Raw genomic sequence first — 21,326 nt, 5'->3', positions numbered from 1 at the left:
TGGGGGGTTCTGATGCGTGGCGGCTGCGGGTTTCGTCGTGGCTTGTCGCGCAGTTCCCCGCGCCCCTGAACAAAAGCGCCCTTTCAGGGCGCTTTTATCTTGTGGCGCCTCGCATGAAGCCGTTGTAGATGAATTTCTGCAACGCCAGGAAGATGATCAGCGTCGGGAGGATCACCAGGATCGCTCCCGCCGAGATCGTTTCCCAGTGGGCGCTGAACGGGCCCTTGAAGCGGAACAGGGATGTCGAGATCACTCCCAGGTCCTGGGACGGCATGTACAGGAACGGGATGTAGAAGTCGTTGTAGACCGTGATGCCCTTCACGATCACCACCGTCGCTATCGCCGGTTTCAGGAGCGGGAAGATGATGCGGCGGTAGATCGTGAAGGCGTTCGCTCCGTCCAGGCGGGCCGATTCGTCCAGGGAGACGGGGATCGAGCGGACGAATTGCAGGAAGATGTAGATCGAGACGATGTCTGTGCCCATGTAGAGGGTGATCGGGGCCCAGAGCGTGTCGAACATTCCGAAGCCGTTGACTATCTGGAATGTGGCCACCTGGGTGGTGACGCCGGGGACCAGCGCCGCCAGGAGGAAGAGCGTCACCACCAGTTTCCTCAGACGGAACGTGAAGCGGTCTATCGCGTATGCCGTCATCGAGCCGATCAGGACCGTACCGGCGATCGAGAAGAGCAGGATGATCGCCGTGTTGCCGAAGGCGGACAGCATATGGCCGTCCTGGAACGCCGTGACGTAGTTGTGGAAGTTGAGGAAGTTGTCGGGGAGGGTCAACGCCTGGTCGCCGCGCGCCAGTTCGTCGTCCGTCTTGAGGGACGTCAGGAAGACGACCGTCAGCGGGAGCAGGACGATCAGCGCCGCCAGGACCAGGGAGAGATGGACCAGTGCGCGGGAGACCGAGCGGCGCGTCATGTGAGGTCCACCCTGTCGTCGGGGACGAGTCTGCGCTGAATCCAGGTGACCGCCAGGACGATCAGCAACAGGACCAGTGCGCAGGCCGAGGCGAGGCCCGTCTTGTTGAACTGGAAGGCCAGTTTCACGGTCTGGATCACGAATGTCTCCGTGCCGGTCGCGCCGCCGGTCATGATGTACGGGACCTCGAACACGGCGAGGGAACCGGAGATGGAGAGGATGACCGTCAGCGTCAGTACCGGTTTGATGCCGGGGGCGATGATGTAGCGGAACTGGTGCCAGCGGTTGGCGCCGTCGAGTTCGGACGCCTCGTACAGCTCGCCGGGAATGGACTGGATCGCGCCCAGGAACAGGACGAAGTTCAGGCCCAGGTAGCGCCAGACGGAGACGCCCGCGAGGGAGACGTTCGCGGAGACCGGCGTACCGAGCCACGCGTGGTCCGTGTGGATTCCGGCGAGGGCGAGGACGGAGTCGAGGGTGCCGCCGTCCTGGAAGAAGTACAGGAAGACGAATCCGATGGCGACGCCGTTGATGAGGTAGGGGAAGAAGAGGATTCCCTTGAAGAAATTCCGGAACCGGATGTTGAAGCTGAGGACCGTCGCGAAATAGAGCGCGGCGACGATCTGGACGACGGACGCGGCGAGGTAGTAGCCGCTGACGAAGAACACCTCGAACAGGTCGGACCGGGTGGCGAGTTCGCGGTAGTTCTCGGTGCCGGTGTAGTGCAGGCCGGGGCTGACGCCGTCCCAGTCGGTGAAGCTGTAGCCGATCATGTTGACGATCGGGACGTACGTGAAGGTGATCAGCAGGGCGAGCGGCGCGAGCAGGAACAGCCAGGGCGTGAGCCCGCGCAGGAGGCGGGCCCGGCGGGGCGGCGGCGCCGGTACCGGCACGGTGGCCTTCACCCCCCGCCGAGGCACCGCCGCCCGCTGTGTGGTGCCGGCCATCAGGACCCCACGTTCTTCTCGGCGGCCGTCCACTTCTTGCCGAGGTCGCCGAGGAATTCGTCCAGGTTCCCCTTGCGGGCGCCGCGTGCGAGGTCGACGAGGTCGAGGCGGTAGTCGGGCGCGTAGATGCCGACCTCGGACTCGTTGTCGATCAGCTTGACCTTGGCGCCCTGGGTGTCGTCGAGTTCGATGAGCTTGACGCCGGCGTCCTCGTACGGCTTGAGGACGGCGGGCAGGGGCGCGTTCTGGAGCGGGGAGATCGCGAGGTTGTCCTTGTCGTAGCCGGACTTCTCGGTGAACCAGTCGATCCAGGCGCGCGCGGCCTCCTTGTGCTTCGAGTGGACGTTGACGGCCTGGTTGTAGTCGGGGCTGACGGTGGCGCAGAACTTTCCGCCGGTCTGCGCGGGGAACGGCATGAAGCCGATGTCGTCGGGGTTCACGCCGGCCTGTTTGGCCGCGTCCTGGAACTGGACGATGGCCCAGGTGCCGAGCCACTGGGTGGCGATCTGCCCCTTGGCCAACTGGGGTTTGGACAGCTCCCAGTTGCTGGTCGCCGGGTCCTTCTCGGCGAGGCCCTGCTTGACGATGTCGTAGAGCAGGGTGTCACCGACGCGCAGGTCGGAGCCCTCGGCCCAGGGGTCGCCCGAGGCGAGCTTCGCGGTGGCGCCGGGGTCGCAGTGGACGGCGCCGTTGACGTACGTCCAGGAGGTGAGCGTCCACTGGGCGGCGAAGTTCGTGTAGTACGGCGTCGCGTCGGTCTTGTCCTTGATCGCCTTGAGGGCGGTGAGGAACGCGGCGGGTGTGGTGGGCCAGTCGGTGACGCCGGCCTCGCGCCAGATCCGCTTGTTGTAGACGAAGCCGGGCATCACGCCGATGGGGGTCTGGCCGTAGACCTTGCCGTCGACGGCGGTGAAGCCGGTGAAGCGGAACTTCTCGGCGCGGTCCTCGACGGTGCCGAGGGAGGCGAAGAACTTCGGGTAGTCGGACTTCTTGATGACGCCGGGGATCATCAGGACGTCGCCGTAGTTCTCCGTGTTCATGCGGATCTTGACTTCGGACTCGTAGTTGGTGAGCGCCTGGAACTCGACCTTCACCTTCGGGTACGTCTTGTTGAACTCGGCCGCGTACTCCTTCATTTTCCCGTTCTGCACCAGGTCGGTCCGCTGGGTGAGGACGGTGATGGTGCCGGAGACCTTGGCGGGGTCGGCGGGGGCCTCGGCGTCGGCGCCCTTCGAGGTGCCCCCGGTGGAGGTGCAGCCCGCGGCGAGGAGAGCGGCTCCCACGGCCACGGCCAGGACGGTACGGCGGTTCATGTGCATCGACTCCGTTCAGTGGGACGGAAGAGCACGTGCGGGTTGGCTGATTCGGCACTCTGACAGCGCTTTCTCAACCGGTAAAGTCCCATTCCCGCCAAGGATGTGAACCTCGTCGTCCTCCCTTGAGGTGGACCGGTTTAGGGAGAGCGCATGCTTCAGGTCGCACCGCTGCACGACGGCTGGACCCTGCGGCACGACGGCGAGGCGCTCCCGGCGGTGGTGCCGGGCTGCGTGCACACGGATCTGCTGGCCGCCGGGGTGATCCCGGACCCGTTCCTGGGGCGCAACGAGACCGAGGTCGCGTGGGTCGGCAGGCGGGAGTGGACCTACGAGCGCGATCTCGTCGCGGAGCCGGACGGGCACGAGCAGACCGACCTCGTCTTCGAGGGCCTCGACACGGCCGCCGAGATCCGTCTCGACGGCCGGCTCCTGGGCCGGGTACGGAACATGCACCGCTCGTACCGCTTCGACGTGACCGGCCTGAGCGGCCGGCTGACGGTCCGTTTCGCCTCCGCGTACGCCGAAGCGGAGGCCGTGCGGGGGCAGGTGGGCGAGCGGCCCGCCGCGTACGCCGAGCCGTACCAGTACATCCGCAAGATGGCCTGCTCCTTCGGCTGGGACTGGGGTCCGACGCTGGTGACGGCGGGCATCTGGCGCCCGGCCCGCCTGGAGCGCTGGGCGACCGCCCGCATCTCCCGGGTACGGCCCCTGGTGACCGTCGAACAGGGCGTGGGCGTCGTGGAGTTGCACGTCGAGGTCGAGCGCGCCCGCGTCGAGGCGGCCCTGTCGGTCGAGGCCGAAGTGGGCGGCGTCCGGGTGCGCGGCGCGATCGACGGCACGAGCGGCACCGTCCGCATCGCGGTGCCGGACGTCGCGCTGTGGTGGCCGCGCGGGTACGGCGAACAGCCGCTGTACGACGTGGAGTTGACGTTGCTGCACGGCGCCGAGGCGCTGGACGGGTGGCGGCGCCGGGTCGGTTTCCGCACCGTCGAGCTGGACACGTCCCCCGACGACCACGGCACCGGCTTCACGCTGGCCGTCAACGGTGAGCGGCTCTTCGCGCGGGGCGTGAACTGGATCCCGGACGACGTGTTCCCGTCCCGGGTCACCCGCGAGCGCTACCGGAAGCGGCTCCGGCAGGCCGCCGACGCGGGCGTGGACCTCGTCAGGATCTGGGGCGGCGGGATCTACGAGAGCGGCGAATTCTACGACGCCTGCGACGAGTTGGGGCTCCTGGTCTGGCAGGACTTCCCGTTCGCGTGCGCCGCCTACCCCGAGGAACAGCCGCTGCGGGGCGAGGTCGAGGCGGAGGCGCGGGAGAACGTCGTCCGGCTCATGCCGCACCCCTCGCTCGTGCTGTGGAACGGCAACAACGAGAACCTGTGGGGGTTCCGGGACTGGGGGTGGGCGGAACCGTTGGGCTCGGACTCCTGGGGCGAGGGGTACTACCTGGGCGTACTGCCGCGTGTGGTCGCGGAGTTGGACCCGACGCGGCCCTATACGGCGGGCAGCCCCTGGTCCGGGTCCTGGGACCGGCACCCGAACGACCCGGCGCACGGCACGCATCACTCGTGGGACGTGTGGAACCGGCTGGACTACTCCGCGTACCTCGACCAAATCCCGCGCTTCGTCGCCGAGTTCGGGTGGCAGGCGCCGCCCGCGTACGCGACGCTGCGGCGCGCCCTGCCGGGTGAGGAGCTGGCGCCGGACTCGCCCGGGGTGCTGCACCACCAGAAGGCCGACGACGGGAACGGGAAGCTGGAGCGGGGGCTCGCGCACCATTTCGCCCTGCCCGGCGGGGACTTCGACCGGTGGCACTATCTGACGCAGGTCAACCAGGCGCGTGCGGTGGCGGCCGGGGTCGAGCACTGGCGGTCGCACTGGCCGGTGTGTGCGGGGACGGTCGTGTGGCAGCTCAACGACTGCTGGCCGGTGACGAGTTGGGCGGCGGTCGACGGGGACGGGCGGGAGAAGCCGCTCTACCACGAGCTGCGGCGGCTGTACGCGGACCGGTTGCCGACGTTTCAACTCCGGGGTGGGCGGCTGGTGTTGGCGTGCGTGAATCAGGGGGGCGGGGAGTGGGGCGGGGTGGTGTCGTTGCGGCGGATGACGGTGGACGGGGTGGTGGTCGCGCGGGCCGAGGTGCCGATCGCCGTGGGGAGAAGGGCGGTTGGGGAGGTGGCGGTGGAGCGGGAGTTGGTGCCGGACGGGGTGAAGGAGTTCATCGTGGCGGACGTGGCGGATGTGACGGACGTAGTGGACGTGGCGGACGCGGTGGACGCGGTGGACGCGGCCGGCGCTGACGGCACGGCCGGCTCGACCGGCGCCGGTGATGCGGTCGGCCGGGGCGGCTCAACTCCGTTGCGTGCGCTCTGGTTTCCCGCCGCCGACCGTGAAATCCCTTACCCCCGGCCGGAGTTCGAGGTCGAGGTCGCGCCGGGTTCGGTGACCGTGACCGCGCTCACCCTCGTACGGGATCTGCTGTTCCAGGCGGACCGGCTGGGGCCCCAAGTGCGCGCCGACCGGGGGCTGGTGACGTTGCTGCCGGGTGAGCGGGTGACGATGGGGGTGAGCGGGTGGGAGCGTCCCGACGCCGCCGCCGCGCGATCCGCGCTGTACTGCCAGGAGCCCGCTCGATGACGAGTACCAGTCCCCGCGTCACCATCAAGGACGTCGCCGCGCGTGCGGGCGTCTCGAAGGGGGCCGTGTCGCTCGCGTTCAACCACAAGCCGGGGTTGTCCGAGGCGACGCGGGACCGGATCTTCGCCGCCGCGCGGGAGTTGGGGTGGGCGCCGAGTCCGACCGCGCGGTCGCTCGCGGGGGCGCGGGTGGACGTCGTGGGGCTCTCGATCTGCCGGCCCGCGCGGATGCTGGGACTTGAGCCGTTCTACATGGAGTTCGTGTCCGGGGTGGAGAGCGTGCTGATCGAGCACTCCTGCTCGCTGCTGCTGCGGCTCGTGAAGTCGCCCGAGGAGGAGGCCGGGCTCCTGGAGTCCTGGTGGCGGGGGCGGCAGATCGGGGGGTCGATCCTCGTCGACTTCCGTGCGGACGATCCGCGGGTCGCCGTCGCCGAGCGGCTGGGGCTGCCGGTGGTGGCCGTGGGGCATCCCTCGCTGGCCGGAACCCTCACGGCCGTATGGACCGACGATGCCGCCGCGATGCGGGAGGCGGTGCGGTATCTCGCGGCGCTCGGGCATCGCAGGATCGCGCGGGTGGGGGGTGCGGCGGAGCTGGGGCACACGGCGACCCGGGGGGAGGCGTTCGACTCGGCGGCGCGTGAGCTGGGGCTTGCGGGGGCGTGGCAGGTGGATACGGACTACTCCGGGGAGGCGGGGGCGCGGGCGACTCGGGCGATGCTGACGGCGGCCGACCGGCCTACGGCCATCGTCTACGACAACGACATCATGGCCGTGGCCGGGTTGTCGGTGGCGCAGGAGATGGGGGTGCGGGTGCCGGACGACGTGTCGCTGCTGGCGTGGGACGACTCGCAGCTGTGCCGGTTGACGCATCCGACGCTGTCGGCGATGAGTCACGATGTGCACGGGTTCGGGGCGGAGGTGGCACGGACGTTGTTCGGGGTGATCCTGGGGAAGGGCGGGGGGTCGCATCCGGTGGCCACTCCGGTCCTGGCACCGAGAGGGTCGACGGCGCCGCCCAAGAACTGACGCGGGGATCGTGTGACCTTCGCCGCTCCGCCCCCCGGGACTGGGCAGTCACGTTACTGATAAGTAGCATGGGGGCTGAGCGCCCGCTCAGCGATCAGCGGAGGGTGGCGCGTCGCAGCTGTGCCATCCCGCACCTGGAGGAGCCATCGTGCCTCGTACCGTCAGGGACGTCGTCTTCGTCGACGGCGTCCGTACCCCGTTCGGCAAGGCGGGCCCGAAGGGCATCTATCACGAGACCCGGGCCGACGACCTGGTCGTGAAGGCGATCCGGGAGCTGCTGCGCCGCAACCCCGGTCTGGACCCCGCGAAGATCGACGAGGTCGCGATCGCGGCGACCACGCAGATCGGCGACCAGGGCCTGACCATCGGCCGTACGGCGGGCATCCTCGCGGGCCTCCCGCAGTCGGTCCCCGGCTACTCCATCGACCGCATGTGCGCGGGCGCCCTGACGGCCGTCACGACGGTCGCCGGCTCGGTCGCGTTCGGCGCGTACGACATCGCCGTAGCCGGTGGCGTCGAGCACATGGGCCGCCACCCCATGGGCGAGGGCGTCGACCCGAACCCGCGGTTCGTCAGCGAGAAGCTGGTCGACGAGTCCGCGCTGTTCATGGGCATGACCGCCGAGAACCTGCACGACCGCTACCCGCAGATCACCAAGCTGCGCGCGGACGAGTACGCGGTGCGCTCCCAGGAGAAGGCCGCCAAGGCGTACGCGGACGGCAAGATCCAGGCCGACCTGGTCCCGATCTCCGTACGCCGCACGAGCCCTGAAGCGGGCGAGACCGGCTGGGGCCTGGTCACCGCCGACGAGCCGATGCGCCCGGGGACGACGCTGGAGAACCTCTCCGGCCTGAAGACCCCCTTCCGCGTCCACGGCCGGGTCACCGCCGGTAACGCGGCGGGCCTGAACGACGGCGCGACGGCCTCCCTGATCGCGTCCGAGGACTTCGCGCGCGAGAACGGCCTGCCGGTCAAGATGCGCCTCGTCTCCTACTCGTTCGTGGGTGTGGAGCCGGAGGTCATGGGCTACGGCCCGATCCCGGCCACGGAGAAGGCGCTCGCGCAGGCGGGTCTGTCCATCGAGGACATCGGCCTGTTCGAGATCAACGAGGCGTTCGCCGTCCAGGTGCTCGCCTTCCTCGACCACTACGGCATCGCGGACGACGACGAGCGCGTCAACCAGTACGGCGGCGCGATCGCCTTCGGTCACCCGCTGGCCTCCTCCGGCGTGCGTCTGATGACGCAGCTCGCCCGGCAGTTCGAGGACCAGCCGCACGTCCGCTACGGCCTGACGACGATGTGCGTCGGCTTCGGCATGGGCGCGACGGTCATCTGGGAGAACCCGCACTTCGAGGGGGACAAGTGAGCACCACCACCGAGCTGTTGAAGGGCGCGGCCGAGCTGTTCCCCGACGAGGTCGTGACGTCGGCGCACGTCCGCCACCTCGACCTCCCCTTCGGCGCGGGCCGCTTCGCGCTGATCACGCTGGACAACGGCCTGGACCACACCAAGCCGACCACCTTCGGCCCGGCCTCGCTGGCGAAGCTGGACGCGGCGCTGGGCCAGGTCGAGGCGGAGGCCGCGGCCGGTGAGATCGTCGGCGTCGGCATCACCGGCAAGCCGTTCATCTTCGCGGTCGGCGCCGACCTCAAGGGCGTCGAGCTGCTGAAGGAGTGGGACCACGCCCACGCCATCGGCAAGGGCGGCCACGACGTCTTCAAGCGGATCGCGGGTCTCGCCGTACCGACGTTCGCGTACTACAACGGCGCCGCGATGGGCGGTGGCGTCGAGGTCGGTCTGCACTGCGAGTACCGCACGGTCTCCAAGGCGATCCCGGCGTTCTCGCTGCCCGAGGTCTTCCTCGGCCTCGTGCCCGGCTGGGGCGGCTGCGCGCTGCTGCCGAACCTGATCGGCGCCGAGAAGGCCGTCTCGGTGATCATCGAGAACAGCCTCAACCAGAACAAGCAGCTCAAGGGCCAGCAGGTCTTCGACCTCGGGATCGCGGACGCGCTCTTCGAGGGCGCGGACTTCCTGGAGCAGTCGCTGATCTGGACGGCGTCCGTCATCAAGGGCGACGTCAAGGTCGAGCGGCCCGCTGTGGACCGCGGTGCGGCGTGGGACGAGGCCGTCGCCAAGGGACGGGCCTTCGCCGACTCCAAGGTGCACGGCGCCGCCCCCGCCGCCTACCGCGCGCTGGACATCGTCGCCGCCGCGAAGGACGGCGACCTCCAGGCCGGGTACGACGCCGAGGACAAGGCGCTCGCCGACCTGATCATGGGCGGCGAACTGCGCGCCGGGATCTACGCGTTCAACCTGGTGCAGAAGCGCGGCAAGCGGCCCGCCGGCGCGCCGGACAAGTCGCTGGCGCGTCCGGTCACCAAGGTCGGTGTCGTCGGCGCCGGGCTGATGGCCTCGCAGCTCGCGCTGCTGTTCCTGCGCCGCCTTGAGGTGCCGGTCGTGCTGACCGACATCGACCAGGAGCGCGTCGACAAGGGGGTGGGCTACGTCCACGCCGAGATCGACAAGCTGCTCGGCAAGGGCCGGATCAACCAGGACAAGGCGAACCGCCTGAAGGCCCTGGTCAGCGGGGTCCTCGACAAGGCCGAGGGCTTCTCCGACGCGGACTTCGTCATCGAGGCCGTGTTCGAGGAGATCGGCGTCAAGCAGCAGGTGTTCGCCGAGGTCGAGGCGGTCGCCCCGGCGCACGCGATCCTCGCGACCAACACCTCCTCGCTGTCGGTGTCCGAGATGGCGTCGAAGCTGAAGCACCCCGAGCGGGTCGTCGGCTTCCACTTCTTCAACCCGGTCGCGATCCTGCCGCTGCTGGAGATCGTGCGCGGCGAGCAGACGGACGACGCCTCGCTCGCGACGGCGTTCGCGGTGGCCAAGAAGCTGAAGAAGACGGCCGTGCTGGTGAAGGACGCCCCGGCGTTCGTCGTCAACCGCATCCTGACCCGGTTCATGGGCGAGGTGCAGAACGTCATCGACGAGGGCACGTCCGTCGAGGTCGCCGAGAAGGCCGTCGAGCCGCTCGGCCTGCCGATGTCGCCGCTGGTCCTGCTGGAGCTGGTCGGTCCCGCGATCGGCCTGCACGTCTCTGAGACCCTGAACCGGGCCTTCCCGGACCGCTTCACCGTCTCCCCCAACCTCAAGGCGGTCGTCGAGGCGGGCAAGCGCGGGTTCTACGTGTACTCCGCGGAGAACGGCTTCAAACCGGAGCTGGACCCGGAGGTCGCCGCGCTCCTCAAGCAGGGCTCCACGGCCCTGACCGAGGAGCAGGTCCGCGCCCGCGTCCTGGAGGCCGTCGCGCAGGAGATCGGGCTCATGCTGGACGAGGGTGTCGTCGCCGAGGCGCAGGACATCGACCTCTGCCTGATCACCGGCGCCGGCTGGCCCTTCCACCTGGGCGGCATCACGCCGTACCTGGACCGCGAGGGCGTCTCCGAGAAGGTGAACGGGAAGAACTTCCTGTCCGCCGGGGTGGCGTCGGTTCCGGCGTAACCGCTTGCGGTGACGAACGGAAAGAGGGCCTCGGCGGAGGCCCTCTTTTTCGTGCGGCCAGAGTGCGCGGCTACTTGCCGGCCTGCTCCAGCTTGCTGTTCTTCCTCCCGTACAGGAAGTACACCGCGAACCCGATCGCCATCCAGATCCCGAACCGCAGCCAGGTCTCGGCCGGGAGGTTCAGCATCAGCCACATGGATGCCGCGACCGAGAGGATCGGGATCACCGGGACCCACGGGGTGTGGAAGGCGCGCGGCAGGTCGGGGCGGGAGCGGCGCAGGAGGACCACGCCGATGGCGACGACCACGAAGGCGAACAGGGTGCCGATGTTGACGAGTTCGGCGAGTTCGCTGAGGGGGGTGAAGCCGGCGACGATCGCGATGATCGCGCCGAGGAGGATCGTGGGGCGGTGGGGGGTGCGGTAGCGGGGGTGGACGTGGGAGAAGAACGTCGGCAGGAGGCCGTCGCGGCTCATCGCGAAGAAGACGCGGGTCTGGCCGAGGAGCAGGATCATGCAGACCGTGGTGAGGCCGACCGCCGCGCCGAAGCTGATGAACCCCGCGAACCAGGGGTGTCCGGTGGCCTTGAAGGCGTCCGCGAGCGGTGCGGTGACCGAGAGGTCCGTGTAGCGCTGCATGCCGGTGACGACGACGGAGACGGCCACGTACAGCGTCGTACAGATCAGCAGTGAGCCGAGGATGCCCCGGGGCATGTCCCGCTGGGGGTTCTTGGTCTCCTCGGCGGCTGTCGCGACGACGTCGAAGCCGATGAAGGCGAAGAAGACGACCGAGGCGGCCGTGAAGATGCCCATCACGCCGAAGTTCGAGGGGGCCCAGCCGAACATGAGCTGGACCAGGGGGGACTGGAGGTCGCCGCCCGCATCGACCGGCTGGGACTTCGGGATGAACGGGTGGTAGTTGTCGCCCTTGATGAAGAAGGCGCCCGCGATGATGACGACGAGGACGACGGTCACCTTGATGGCGACGACGACCGACGTCACGCGCGCGGAGAGCTTCGTACCGAGGACGAGGATGCCGGTGAGGACGAGGACGAGGGCCGCGGCGAGGATGTCGAAGCCGAAGCCGTCGGCGCCGTCCCGGCCGCTCAGCGCGGCGGGCAGGTGCCAGCCCGCGTTGTCGAGCAGCGAGGCGATGTACCCGGACCAGCCGACGGCCACCACCGCCGTGCCGAGCGCGAACTCCAGGACCAGGTCCCAGCCGATGATCCAGGCGGGCAGCTCGCCCAGCGAGGCGTAGCTGAACGTGTACGCGGAACCCGCCACCGGGACCGTGGACGCGAACTCGGCGTAGCACAGCGCGGCGAGCGCGCAGACGACTCCGGCGACCACGAAGGCGAGGGCGGTGGCCGGGCCCGCGTTGTTCTTGGCGACGGTGCCGGTCAGGACGAAGATGCCGGTGCCGATGATGACACCGACACCGAAGACCGTCAGATCGAGGGCCGACAGGGACTTCCTGAGGGCGTGCTCGGGCTCCTCGGTGTCCTCGATCGACTGCTCGACCTGTTTCGTCCGGAAGATGCTGCTGCTCACGGGTCTGACCTCCCACGCCTGATCATCGAGAGGGGCGTAGGACGTATGCCCGGCTTTCACTCCGTTAACGCGAATGGGCCGAACCCATCACCCTAAGTAGTGAAGAATCCGGCCCATCCAGGCGTGTCAGTCGCGCGCGGGCTCCACGGAACCCACCTCGGCGGCGGTGCCGTACCTGCCGTCGAGCTTCGAGACGAGGCCGGTGACCTGGCGCGCGATGTCCGGCGCGGTCAGCCCGATCTCCGCCATGACCTCCGCGCGGGAGGCGTGGTCGAGGAAGCGCGGCGGGATGCCGAAGTCACGCAGAGGTACGTCGACGCCCGCGTCCCGCAGCGCCTGCGCGACCGCCGAACCGACGCCGCCGACGCGGGAGTTGTCCTCGACGGTGACGACGACCCGGTGCCGCTCGGCGAGCGGTGCCATCGCCTCGTCGACCGGCTTGACCCAGCGCGGGTCGACGACCGTCGTCGTGATGCCCTGCTTGTCGAGCAGCGAGGCGATCTCCAGGCACATCGGCGCGAGCGCGCCCACGGACACCAGCAGCACGTCCGGCCGGTCCGTCCCGGGCTCGCGCAGCACGTCCATGCCCCCGACCCGCCCGACGGCCGGTACGGCGGGCCCGACGGCACCCTTGGAGAAGCGCACGACGGTCGGCGCGTCGTCGACGGCGACGGCCTCGCGCAGCTGCGCGCGGACCTGGTCGGCGTCGCGCGGGGCGGCGAGCCTGAGGCCGGGGACGACCTGGAGGATCGACATGTCCCACATGCCGTTGTGGGAGGCGCCGTCGGTGCCGGTGACCCCCGCGCGGTCCAGGACGAACGTCACGCCGCACTTGTGCAGGGCGACGTCCATGAGGACCTGGTCGAAGGCGCGGTTCAGGAACGTCGCGTACACGGCGAAGACGGGGTGCACGCCCGCGTACGCGAGGCCCGCGGCGGAGACGGCGCCGTGCTGCTCGGCGATGCCGACGTCGTAGATGCGGTCGGGGAACTCCTCCGCGAACCGCTTCAGGCCGACCGGCTGGAGCATCGCGGCGGTGATCGCGACGATGTCCTCGCGCTCCTTGCCGAGCGCCACCATCTCGTCGCCGAACACGGACGTCCAGTCGGCGCCGGACGCCTTGACCGGCAGGCCGGTGTCGGGGTGGATGGGGCCGATGCCGTGGAAGCGGTCCGCCTCGTCCTGGAGGGCGGGCCGGTAGCCGCGCCCCTTCTCGGTGATGCAGTGGACGATGACGGGCCCGCCGAAGCCCTTGGCGCGCGACAGGGCCGACTCCAGGGCCTCGATGTCGTGGCCGTCGATCGGGCCGAGGTACTTCAGGCCGAGGTCCTCGAACATGCCCTGGGGGGCGATGAAGTCCTTGAGGCCCTTCTTCGCGCCGTGCAGGGTGTCGAAGAGGGGCTTGCCGACGACCGGGGTGCGCTCCAGGAGGTCCTTGCCGCGCGCCAGGAAGCGCTCGTAGCCGTCCGTGGTGCGCAGGGTCGCGAGGTGGTTGGCGAGGCCGCCGATGGTGGGCGCGTAGGAGCGCTCGTTGTCGTTGACGACGATGACCAGCGGGCGGTCCTTCGCGTCGGCGATGTTGTTGAGCGCCTCCCAGGCCATGCCGCCGGTGAGGGCGCCGTCCCCGATGACGGCGACGACCCTGTCGTCCCGGCCGAGGATCTCGTTGCCCTTGGCGATGCCGTCGGCCCAGCCGAGGACCGTGGAGGCGTGGCTGTTCTCGATGACGTCGTGCTCGGACTCGCCCTGCGCGGGGTAGCCGGAGAGGCCGCCCTTCTGCTTGAGCTTCGAGAAGTCCTGGCGGCCGGTGAGGAGCTTGTGGACGTAGGACTGGTGGCCGGTGTCCCAGAGCACCTTGTCCCTGGGGGACTCGAACACGCGGTGCAGGGCGATGGTCAGCTCGACCACGCCGAGGTTCGGGCCGAGGTGGCCGCCGGTCTTGGAGACGGCATCGACGAGGAAGGTCCGGATCTCCCCGGCAAGCTGGTCCAGCTCCTCCGGGCTGAGCCGGTCCAGATCGCGCGGTCCCGTGATGCGGGTCAGCAGCGGCACCCGTGCCTCCTTGCAGTAGAGCTGTTCGAGCTGTTACCGGGCTTGACGAGTCTAATGTTCCGTCCCGGTGGCCGGACTTCGGGCCGTGCGTCGTACGTCACTCGTTCGGCCGTACCCATCATCCGGTGAACCTATGACATGGCTGTGCCCGGCACTCATTTTCGAGTGCCGGGCACCTTGTCCTCAAAAAATGCTCAGCCTCGGCCGGCGGCCTTCTGGCTCCTGCGGGACACCGAGTCGATGACCACGGCGCCCAGCAGCACGCCACCGGTGATCATGTACTGGATCGACGTGTCCATGTTGAGCAGGTACAGCCCCGTCTGGATCGACTGGATGACCAGCATGCCCAGCAGCGCGGACCACACCGTGCCCCGGCCGCCGAAGAGCGACGTACCACCGATGACCGCGGCGGCGATCGCCAGCATCAGCGTGTTGCCGCCCCCCGCGTTCAGCGTCGCGGACGCCGTCTGGCCCGCGAAGAACATGCCGCCGACCGCCGCGAAGCCGCCGGAGATGGCGAAGACGCTGATACGGATCATGGGCACGCTGATACCGGCGCGGCGGGCCGCCTCGATGCCGCCGCCGACCGCGAAGACCTTGCGGCCGTACGTCGTACGACGCAGCACGAAGTCCACGACCACCAGGGACGCGAGGAAGATGACCAGCGCGTTGGAGACGCCGTTCGCGCTGTTCAGGACGGCCGCCGCGACGAACGCGGCGATGGCCAGCAGGCCGACGCGGATCAGGATCTCGATGGTCGGACGGAACGGGACGCCCGCCTCCTTGCGGCGGCGCTGCTCACCGAAGTTGCCGATCAGGGAGAGCACGACGGCGAGCCCGGCCAGCAGGTAGGCGCCGATGATCTGCTGGTCCATGAAGAAGGAGCTCTTGCCCAGGATGTGCACGGGGCCGGAGTCCGAGGGGAGGTTGATCGTGCCGCTGGAGCCCAGCAGCCACAGCATCAGGCCGTTCCAGCCGAGGAAGCCGGCCAGGGTGACGACGAACGCCGGCACGCCGATCTTCGCGAAGAACCAGCCGTGCAGCGCGCCGATCGCGGCGCCCGTGAGGACCGTCAGGAACAGCGAGAACCACGGGTTCATGGAGTGGTTCACCACGAACACCGCGAACACCGTCGAGGCGAGGCCGCTGACCGAGCCGACGGACAGGTCGATCTCGCCGAGCAGCAGCACGAACACCAGGCCGATGGCGAGCATGCCGGTGGCCGAGAGGAAGTAGCTGATGTCGGAGAGGTTGTCGGCGCTCAGGAAGCGGTCGTTCTTCACCTGGAAGATCGTCCAGATGACGATCAGGCCGAGGACGACCGGGATCGAGCCCAGCTCACCGCCCTTGACCTTGCGCTGGAACTCCGTCCAGTAGCCCTTGAAGCCTTCCTCGCGGACGAGGAGGCGGGGGTCGACGACGGTGACCGGCGCCGCGGTCGGGTCGTCGGCGGGGGCGACGGTGTCCTGGGCCGTGGCGGCCTTGGTCACCTCGGCCTTCGCGGTCTGCTCCGCCTCGGCCTGCTCGGCCTTGGCGGTCTTCTCGGCCTGCTCGGTCTTCTCGACCTTCGGCGTGTCGCTCACTTCGCCGCCTCCGTGGTGCGACGCCCGGCACGGCGGGTCACGGCGTTGTCCGTGGCGCCCGTGATCGCGGCGATGATCTCTTCGTGGCTGGTGTCCTTCACCGGGAAGGAGCCGTTGTTCTTGCCCAGGCGCAGCACGTGGACGGTGTCGGCGACCGCCTTGACGTCCGCCATGTTGTGGCTGATGAGGATGACGCCGAGGCCGCGCTCGCGCAGCCGCTCGACGAGGTCGAGGACCTGCGCGGTCTGCTCGACGCCGAGGGCGGCGGTCGGCTCGTCCAGGATGACGACCTTGGGGTCGCCGATGAGGGCGCGGGCGATCGCGACGACCTGGCGCTGGCCGCCGGAGAGGCTCGCGATCGGGATGCGGACGCTCGGGATGCGGATGGAGAGCGTCGAGAGCAGCTCGCGCGCGTTCTTCTCCATCGAGACCTCGTCGATGGTGCCGCGGCGCAGCAGCTCACGGCCGAGGTAGAGGTTGCCGACGACGTCGAGGTTGTCGCACAGCGCGAGGTCCTGGTAGACGGTCGCGACACCGAGTCCTTGGGCGTCCTGCGGCTTGTTGATGCTGACCGCGCTGCCCTCCCACTCGATGACGCCCTCGTCGATCGGGTGGACCCCGGCGATCGTCTTGACCAGCGTGGACTTTCCTGCGCCGTTGTCGCCGACCAGGGCGACCACTTCTCCGGCGTGGACCTCCAGATCGACGTCGGTGAGGGCCTGGACCGCACCGAATCGCTTGGAGACTCCGCGCAACGCCAGCACGGGCGTAGCGGACACGTGAACCATCTCCTTCGCCGCCTGACCGGCGGGATGCCGCGCCGGCACTGACGGACGCGGAGGTGTGTGCGCGGGTGGGCGCACAAGGTTTACAAGATGAACATGCGCGTGGCCGCCGCACTTGGCAACGGCGGCGCGCACCCCTGATCCGTCCGGCGTCCGTCCCGGTAGCGGGACGTAGAGGTGGGACGGACGCCGGACGAGCCTTGCGGAGCAGGGGCCGGGTGAGGGGCCTCACAAGGGGTACGGGGCCGAGGGTGTCCTCTGCGGCACCCTCGCGCCCTTCCCCTCACCCCTGGCGCCTACTGGAGCCCGGCGGCCTTGCAGGGGGCCGCGAACTCGCCGGTGCAGATCTCCGCGGCGGTGTAGAGGCCGTCCTTGATGACGGTGTCCTTGATGTTGGCCTTGGTCACGGAGACCGGGGTCAGCAGCTGGGAGGGCACCTTGTCGCCGGACTTGCTGGTCAGCGTGGTGGTGGCGAGGGAGGAGATGTCCTTGCCGTTGAGCAGGTCGACCGCCATCGTCGCGGCGGCGTCGGCCTCGGGCCGGAACGCCTTGTAGACGGTGGAGGACTGCGTCCCGGCGACGATGCGCTGGATGCCCGCGAGCTCGGCGTCCTGGCCGGTCAGCGGGATACCGCTGATGCCCGCGCCCTTGAGGGTGTTGGCGATACCGCCGGCCATGCCGTCGTTGGCGGCGTAGACGCCGGCGATGTTCTTCGCGCCGAGCTGCGTGATCGCGGCGGACACCTTCTCAGCGGCGACGGTGTCCTTCCACAGACCCGACTGCTCGTAGGCGATGTCGACCTTGCCGTCGAGGGCCTGGTGCGCGCCCTTCTTGAACTCGGCCGCGTTGGGGTCGGCGTCGTCACCGTTGATCATGACGATCTTGGACGCCTTGGTGGCCTTCGCGCCGAGCGCGGAGAGCAGCGCCTGGCCCTGGAGCTCGCCGACCTTGACGTTGTCGAAGGAGACGTAGCCGGAGACCGGACCCTGGGCGAGGCGGTCGTACGCGACGACCTTGACGCCCTTGGCGACCGCGGCCTGGATGGAGGACTTGATCGCGGCGGAGTCCTGGGCGGAGACCACGATCACCTTGACGCCCTTGGTGATCATGGTGCTGACCTGCTGCGCCTGCGTGGCGGCGCTGGCCGCCGCGTTCGCGTACTCGACGTTGCAGTCGGCGCAGAGGGCCTTGACCTTCTCCTCGAAGTACGGCTTGTCGAACTTCTCGTACCGCGCGGTCACGGTGTCGGGAAGGAGCAGACCGATGGACTTGCCGCCTCCACCGGAGCTGGTGCCGGCGGAGGACGCGTCGCTGCCGCCGTCCTTGTCGTCTCCGGCCTTGCCGCACGCGGCCAGCACGATCGCCATGGAGACGGCGGTGGCGCCGATGGCGGCTCTACGCATCGTTGCGTTCATTGAGGTTGCCTCCCTGACAGGGCCGCAACGCTGCGGCCGAGGTGGCTGGAAGTCAACTCGGCCGTACGTTCGGCGTCAAGAAGTAAATACTTAACGAGATGGCAACGGCGCCATGCGTTCTCTAAGTGAACGCGGGTGTAACGGAGGCCAGCGTGCCGTCCAAAAGGGTCGAATCGCCCATCTCGCTCAGGGCCAGGGCGAGCGCCCCGAGCACCTCGGCGCGGCCCCCCAAGGCCCCCGGCAGCACGGTGAGTTGACGTGCCGCGCTGGGGATCGCGTACCGCCCGACGGACTCCCGGATCGGCCCCAGTACCAGTTCCCCGGCCTCCGCGAGATCCCCGCCGAGCACCACTCTGCTGGGGTTCAGGAGGTTGCACAGGTTGGCGACACCACTGCCGATGTGCCGCCCCACATCGGCAATCACACGGCGGCAGCCGGGATCTCCGTCCCGCGCGAGCCGTACGACGCCCTCGACCGTGAGATCCGGGCCGTGACTGGGCTGAAGGAGTGGCAGGACGTACCGCGCGGCGGTGAACGTCTCCAGGCAGCCGCGGTTCCCGCACCGGCAGACGGGGCCCGACTCGTCGAGCGTGATGTGCCCGATCTCGCCCGCCGTGCCGCCCGGACCCCGGTAGATCCGCCCGTTGATGACCAGACCCGCGCCGACCCCGCTCGCGACCTTGATGTAAGCAAGATCACGGACGCCCCGGCCGCTCCCCCAGACCATCTCGCCGAGCGCGCCGAGGTTGGCGTCGTTGTCGACGTGGACCGGGACGCCGAGCCTGCCGCGCAGCTCCTCGGCGGGGCGGGTGCCGATCCAGCCCGGGAGGATCGCGGAGGAGCCGAGCGTCCCGGACTCCAGGTCGATCGGGCCCGGCACGCCGAGGCCGACCCCGGCGATCTTGGAGCGGTCCACGCCGGTCGCCTCGATCAGGCGGCTGACCAGCTGTTCCGCGCGGTCGAAGCCCTGCGCGGAGGAGGCGTCGACGTCGAGGGGCTCGGCCTCCTCGGCGAGGACCTGGTGGGCGAGGTTGCCGACGGCGACGCGCAGGTGCGTATGGCCGAAGTCGACGCCTATGACGATCCCGGCGTCCCCGCTGAGGCTGACGCTGCGCGCCCTGCGGCCACCGGCCGAGGTGGGCGTGACCTCGACGGTCCCGCCCTCCTTCAGCTCCCGGACGATGTTGGAGACGGTCGCGGCGGACAGTCCGGTCGTACGGGCGATCTCCGCCTGGGTGAGCGATCCGGCCATCCGCACGGCTCGTACGACCCGCTCCAGGTTGGCTCTGTGCAGTGACGACTGCGACCCCGGAGTCTCCACGACGACCTCCCGCGCGCGGGGCCGCCTCGACGAGGCCCCGACTATGTCCAACTAGTGAACTCTAAGCTGAGCCGTTCCGGTCGCCTCCCGTCAAGAGGTTGAACAATTTCCGGGGAGATGGGCGGTACAGGACAGGACCACCCGTTGTGCAAGCGTTTTCTGCCGCTTTCATCAGGTGTACGCCGGTGAGGGCCTGTGTCACGCCCCCGGCCGGATCAGCGCACGTCGTCTGGTGCTCCCCCAAGCTCTGGCGAGCAGGGGGGACCCTCAGATCGCAAGGCGCCGGAGCGCCCGCGTGGCGGAGTCACGTGGGCGTTTCGGCAACGCCGCTGGGGGTCCCCCCTGCTCGCAGAGCTCGGGGGAGTGCGTGCCAGGCGGCGGGCGCCCGGCCGGGGGCGTGACACAGGCCCTCAGGGCGCGGGACGCGGTGGCGCCCCGCGTGGCTCATTTCAGGGCCCCCGCCGTGAGGCCGGCGACCACCTGGCGCTGGAAGACGATGTACGCCGCGAGGACCGGCAGCATCGCCATGACCAGGCCCGCGAACAGGCCCGACCAGTCGCCCTTGTAGCCCTGGCTGACGGCGAGCTGGACCAGGCCCTGGGTGAGGACGCGTTTGTCGGGGTCGGTGTTGAGGACCGTGGGCAGCAGGTACTGGTTCCACTGGCCGAGGAAGTTGAAGATGCCGACGCTGACCAGGGCGGGGCGGGCCATCGGCAGCATGATCTGGAAGAACGTCCGGCTGTGCGAGGCGCCGTCCACGAACGCGGCCTCCGCGACCGAGGTGGGCAGGGTGCGGAAGAACGCCGTCAGGAAGAACACGGTGAACGGCAGCGAGTAGGCGATGTAGACGAGGATCAGGCCGTGGATGGTGTTGAGGAGGCCCAGGTTGTTCACGACGTAGAACAACGGGACCAGGGCGAGGATCACCGGGAAGCTCATGCCGCCGATGAACAGGTAGTAGATGAAACGGTTTCCCGGGAACTCGAAGCGGGCCAGCACATAGGCCGCCATGGAGCCGAGGACCAGCGTCCCGACGAGCGAACCCCCCACCACCACCAGGGTGTTGAGGAAGTAGTCGCTCATGTGGGCCTCGGTCCAGGCCCGCCCCCAGTTGTCGAGGTGCAGCCCGTCGGGCAGCGCCCAGGGCGAGTTGAAGATCGCCGAGTCGGTCTTGAAGGACGTCATCACCGCCCAGACCAGCGGCAGGACGACGAGGATCGCCCAGATGACCAGCACGCCGTGGGAGAAGACGTTGAGCACGCCCCGGTCGCGTTGTCCGGGTACCTCGGGGGCGGCCGGTCCGGTCTTCCTCACCTCGGGGGGAGCCTCGGTCGTCTTCATCAGTACTCCAGCCGCTCCCGCCGCCCCAGCCGCATCACGACCGCGGCGAACGCGAGCGTGACGACGAGCAGGGCGACCCCGATGGTGGTGGCGTAGGCGGCCTGGCCGTCCCGGAACGCCGTCTGGTAGACGTACAGCGTCATGACCGTCGTCGAGTAGTCGGGTCCGCCGGGGCCGACCGTCATGATCTGGACGACCGCGAAGGACTCGGCGCCGAGCGCGAGGATGCCCATGTAGACCCAGCCGGACTGCACGGTGTCCCACAGCAGCGGCAGGGTGATGCGGAAGAACGTCGCGGCCCGGCCGGCCCCGTCGAGCAGCGCCGCCTCGTACAGGTCGGCCGGGATCGACGCCATGCCCGCGGAGAACAGCACGACGAAGAACCCGACCGTCGACCAGACCAGCACCGCCATCACGCACCACAGCGCGAGGTCCGGATCACCCAGCCACAGCGGCTGCACGTCGCCGAGGCCCACCCCCCGCAGGATCGAGTTGATCGCACCGCTGTCCGGGTTGTACGCGAAGGCGAACAACAGCGCGACGATGGCGATCGACAGGACCTGCGGAAAGAAATAGACGATCTTGTAGAACGACGATCCCCGCACCCCGCTGATCGCGGGTCCGCCCTTTCTCCGCCGTCCGCCCACATTGATCATGTAGGAGAGGAAGAGGGCGAGTCCGATGGTCACCAGCGGCAGCACGAGTGCGAAGAGCAGACTGTGCTGCAACGATTTCCAGAAGACGTCGTCGTGGAACATCCGCCGGTAATTGGCGAATCCGACCATCTTGAATTCGGGGCTCAGGCCGGTCCAGTCGGTGAACGAGTAGTAGATCGACTGGACGAACGGCCACAGGACGAACAGGGCGTACAGCCCCAGTGGCAGGGCGAGGAACCCCGCGATGAACCGGTACTGGCCGTGCCGCAT

15 protein-coding genes are annotated in these 21,326 nt (G+C 69.2%); 4 read left to right on the top strand and 11 right to left on the bottom strand.

The genetic code is table 11. The features are described 5' to 3' along the window. Window positions 1-94: 94 nt before the first annotated feature. Genes ACQCO7_RS33115 through ACQCO7_RS33105 form a run of 3 tightly spaced genes read right to left on the bottom strand, consistent with a single transcriptional unit; the run spans window position 95 to window position 3,185 of the window. Window positions 95-925, bottom strand: a complete 831-nt coding sequence (locus ACQCO7_RS33115; RefSeq protein WP_464075237.1) for a carbohydrate ABC transporter permease — start codon at window positions 923-925, stop codon at window positions 95-97. Then, complete coding sequence (locus ACQCO7_RS33110) at window positions 922-1,872, bottom strand: carbohydrate ABC transporter permease (protein WP_464075236.1); 951 nt, start codon at window positions 1,870-1,872, stop codon at window positions 922-924. The genes ACQCO7_RS33115 and ACQCO7_RS33110 overlap by 4 nt, the downstream gene beginning before the upstream one ends. Beyond that, the gene (locus ACQCO7_RS33105; RefSeq protein ID WP_464075235.1) at window positions 1,872-3,185 is read right to left on the bottom strand and encodes an ABC transporter substrate-binding protein; all 1,314 of its coding nucleotides are present in this window, start codon (window positions 3,183-3,185) and stop codon (window positions 1,872-1,874) included. The genes ACQCO7_RS33110 and ACQCO7_RS33105 overlap by 1 nt, the downstream gene beginning before the upstream one ends. A gap of 153 nt (window positions 3,186-3,338) precedes the next feature. On the opposite strand from ACQCO7_RS33105, the gene ACQCO7_RS33100 reads away from it, so the two are divergent. From ACQCO7_RS33100 to ACQCO7_RS33085, 4 genes are all read left to right on the top strand, one after another. After that, window positions 3,339-5,828 carry a glycoside hydrolase family 2 protein gene (locus tag ACQCO7_RS33100; RefSeq protein ID WP_464075234.1) on the top strand — a complete coding sequence of 830 codons (2,490 nt, stop codon included), beginning with the start codon at window positions 3,339-3,341 and terminating at the stop codon, window positions 5,826-5,828. Further along, window positions 5,825-6,853, top strand: coding sequence for a LacI family DNA-binding transcriptional regulator (locus ACQCO7_RS33095; RefSeq protein WP_464075233.1), 1,029 nt, complete (start codon window positions 5,825-5,827; stop codon window positions 6,851-6,853). Before ACQCO7_RS33100 ends, ACQCO7_RS33095 begins: the two co-directional genes overlap by 4 nt. A gap of 148 nt (window positions 6,854-7,001) precedes the next feature. Next, entirely contained in the window at window positions 7,002-8,219 is a 1,218-nt protein-coding gene (locus ACQCO7_RS33090; protein WP_464075232.1) for a thiolase family protein, read from the top strand. Beyond that, complete coding sequence (locus ACQCO7_RS33085; RefSeq protein WP_464075231.1) at window positions 8,216-10,354, top strand: 3-hydroxyacyl-CoA dehydrogenase NAD-binding domain-containing protein; 2,139 nt, start codon at window positions 8,216-8,218, stop codon at window positions 10,352-10,354. The genes ACQCO7_RS33090 and ACQCO7_RS33085 overlap by 4 nt, the downstream gene beginning before the upstream one ends. Before the next feature lie 70 nt (window positions 10,355-10,424). On the opposite strand, the gene ACQCO7_RS33080 is transcribed toward ACQCO7_RS33085, so the two are convergent. From ACQCO7_RS33080 to ACQCO7_RS33045, 8 genes are all read right to left on the bottom strand, one after another. Further along, window positions 10,425-11,903, bottom strand: coding sequence for an amino acid permease (locus ACQCO7_RS33080; RefSeq protein ID WP_464075230.1), 1,479 nt, complete (start codon window positions 11,901-11,903; stop codon window positions 10,425-10,427). 126 nt (window positions 11,904-12,029) lie between these two features. Then, window positions 12,030-13,955, bottom strand: a complete 1,926-nt coding sequence (dxs, locus tag ACQCO7_RS33075; RefSeq protein ID WP_464075229.1) for a 1-deoxy-D-xylulose-5-phosphate synthase — start codon at window positions 13,953-13,955, stop codon at window positions 12,030-12,032. A gap of 194 nt (window positions 13,956-14,149) precedes the next feature. Continuing rightward, window positions 14,150-15,445 carry a sugar ABC transporter permease gene (locus ACQCO7_RS33070; protein ID WP_464077343.1) on the bottom strand — a complete coding sequence of 432 codons (1,296 nt, stop codon included), beginning with the start codon at window positions 15,443-15,445 and terminating at the stop codon, window positions 14,150-14,152. Between the two features lie 89 nt (window positions 15,446-15,534). Continuing rightward, entirely contained in the window at window positions 15,535-16,326 is a 792-nt protein-coding gene (locus tag ACQCO7_RS33065) for an ATP-binding cassette domain-containing protein (protein ID WP_075661054.1), read from the bottom strand. A gap of 293 nt (window positions 16,327-16,619) precedes the next feature. Next, entirely contained in the window at window positions 16,620-17,738 is a 1,119-nt protein-coding gene (locus ACQCO7_RS33060; protein ID WP_464075228.1) for a sugar ABC transporter substrate-binding protein, read from the bottom strand. Window positions 17,739-17,859: 121 nt separating this feature from the next. Continuing rightward, a complete protein-coding gene (locus ACQCO7_RS33055) occupies window positions 17,860-19,059 on the bottom strand; it encodes an ROK family transcriptional regulator (RefSeq protein ID WP_464077342.1) in 1,200 nt (399 codons plus the stop codon). Between the two features lie 444 nt (window positions 19,060-19,503). Further along, the gene (locus ACQCO7_RS33050; protein ID WP_464075227.1) at window positions 19,504-20,400 is read right to left on the bottom strand and encodes a carbohydrate ABC transporter permease; all 897 of its coding nucleotides are present in this window, start codon (window positions 20,398-20,400) and stop codon (window positions 19,504-19,506) included. Beyond that, the gene (locus ACQCO7_RS33045; RefSeq protein WP_464075226.1) at window positions 20,400-21,326 is read right to left on the bottom strand and encodes a carbohydrate ABC transporter permease; all 927 of its coding nucleotides are present in this window, start codon (window positions 21,324-21,326) and stop codon (window positions 20,400-20,402) included. The genes ACQCO7_RS33050 and ACQCO7_RS33045 overlap by 1 nt, the downstream gene beginning before the upstream one ends.

This window comes from Streptomyces saintjeani, from assembly GCF_055409605.1.
The sequence above is the reverse complement of the archived record's forward strand: the minus strand, read 5'-3'. Positions and strand labels throughout refer to the sequence as shown.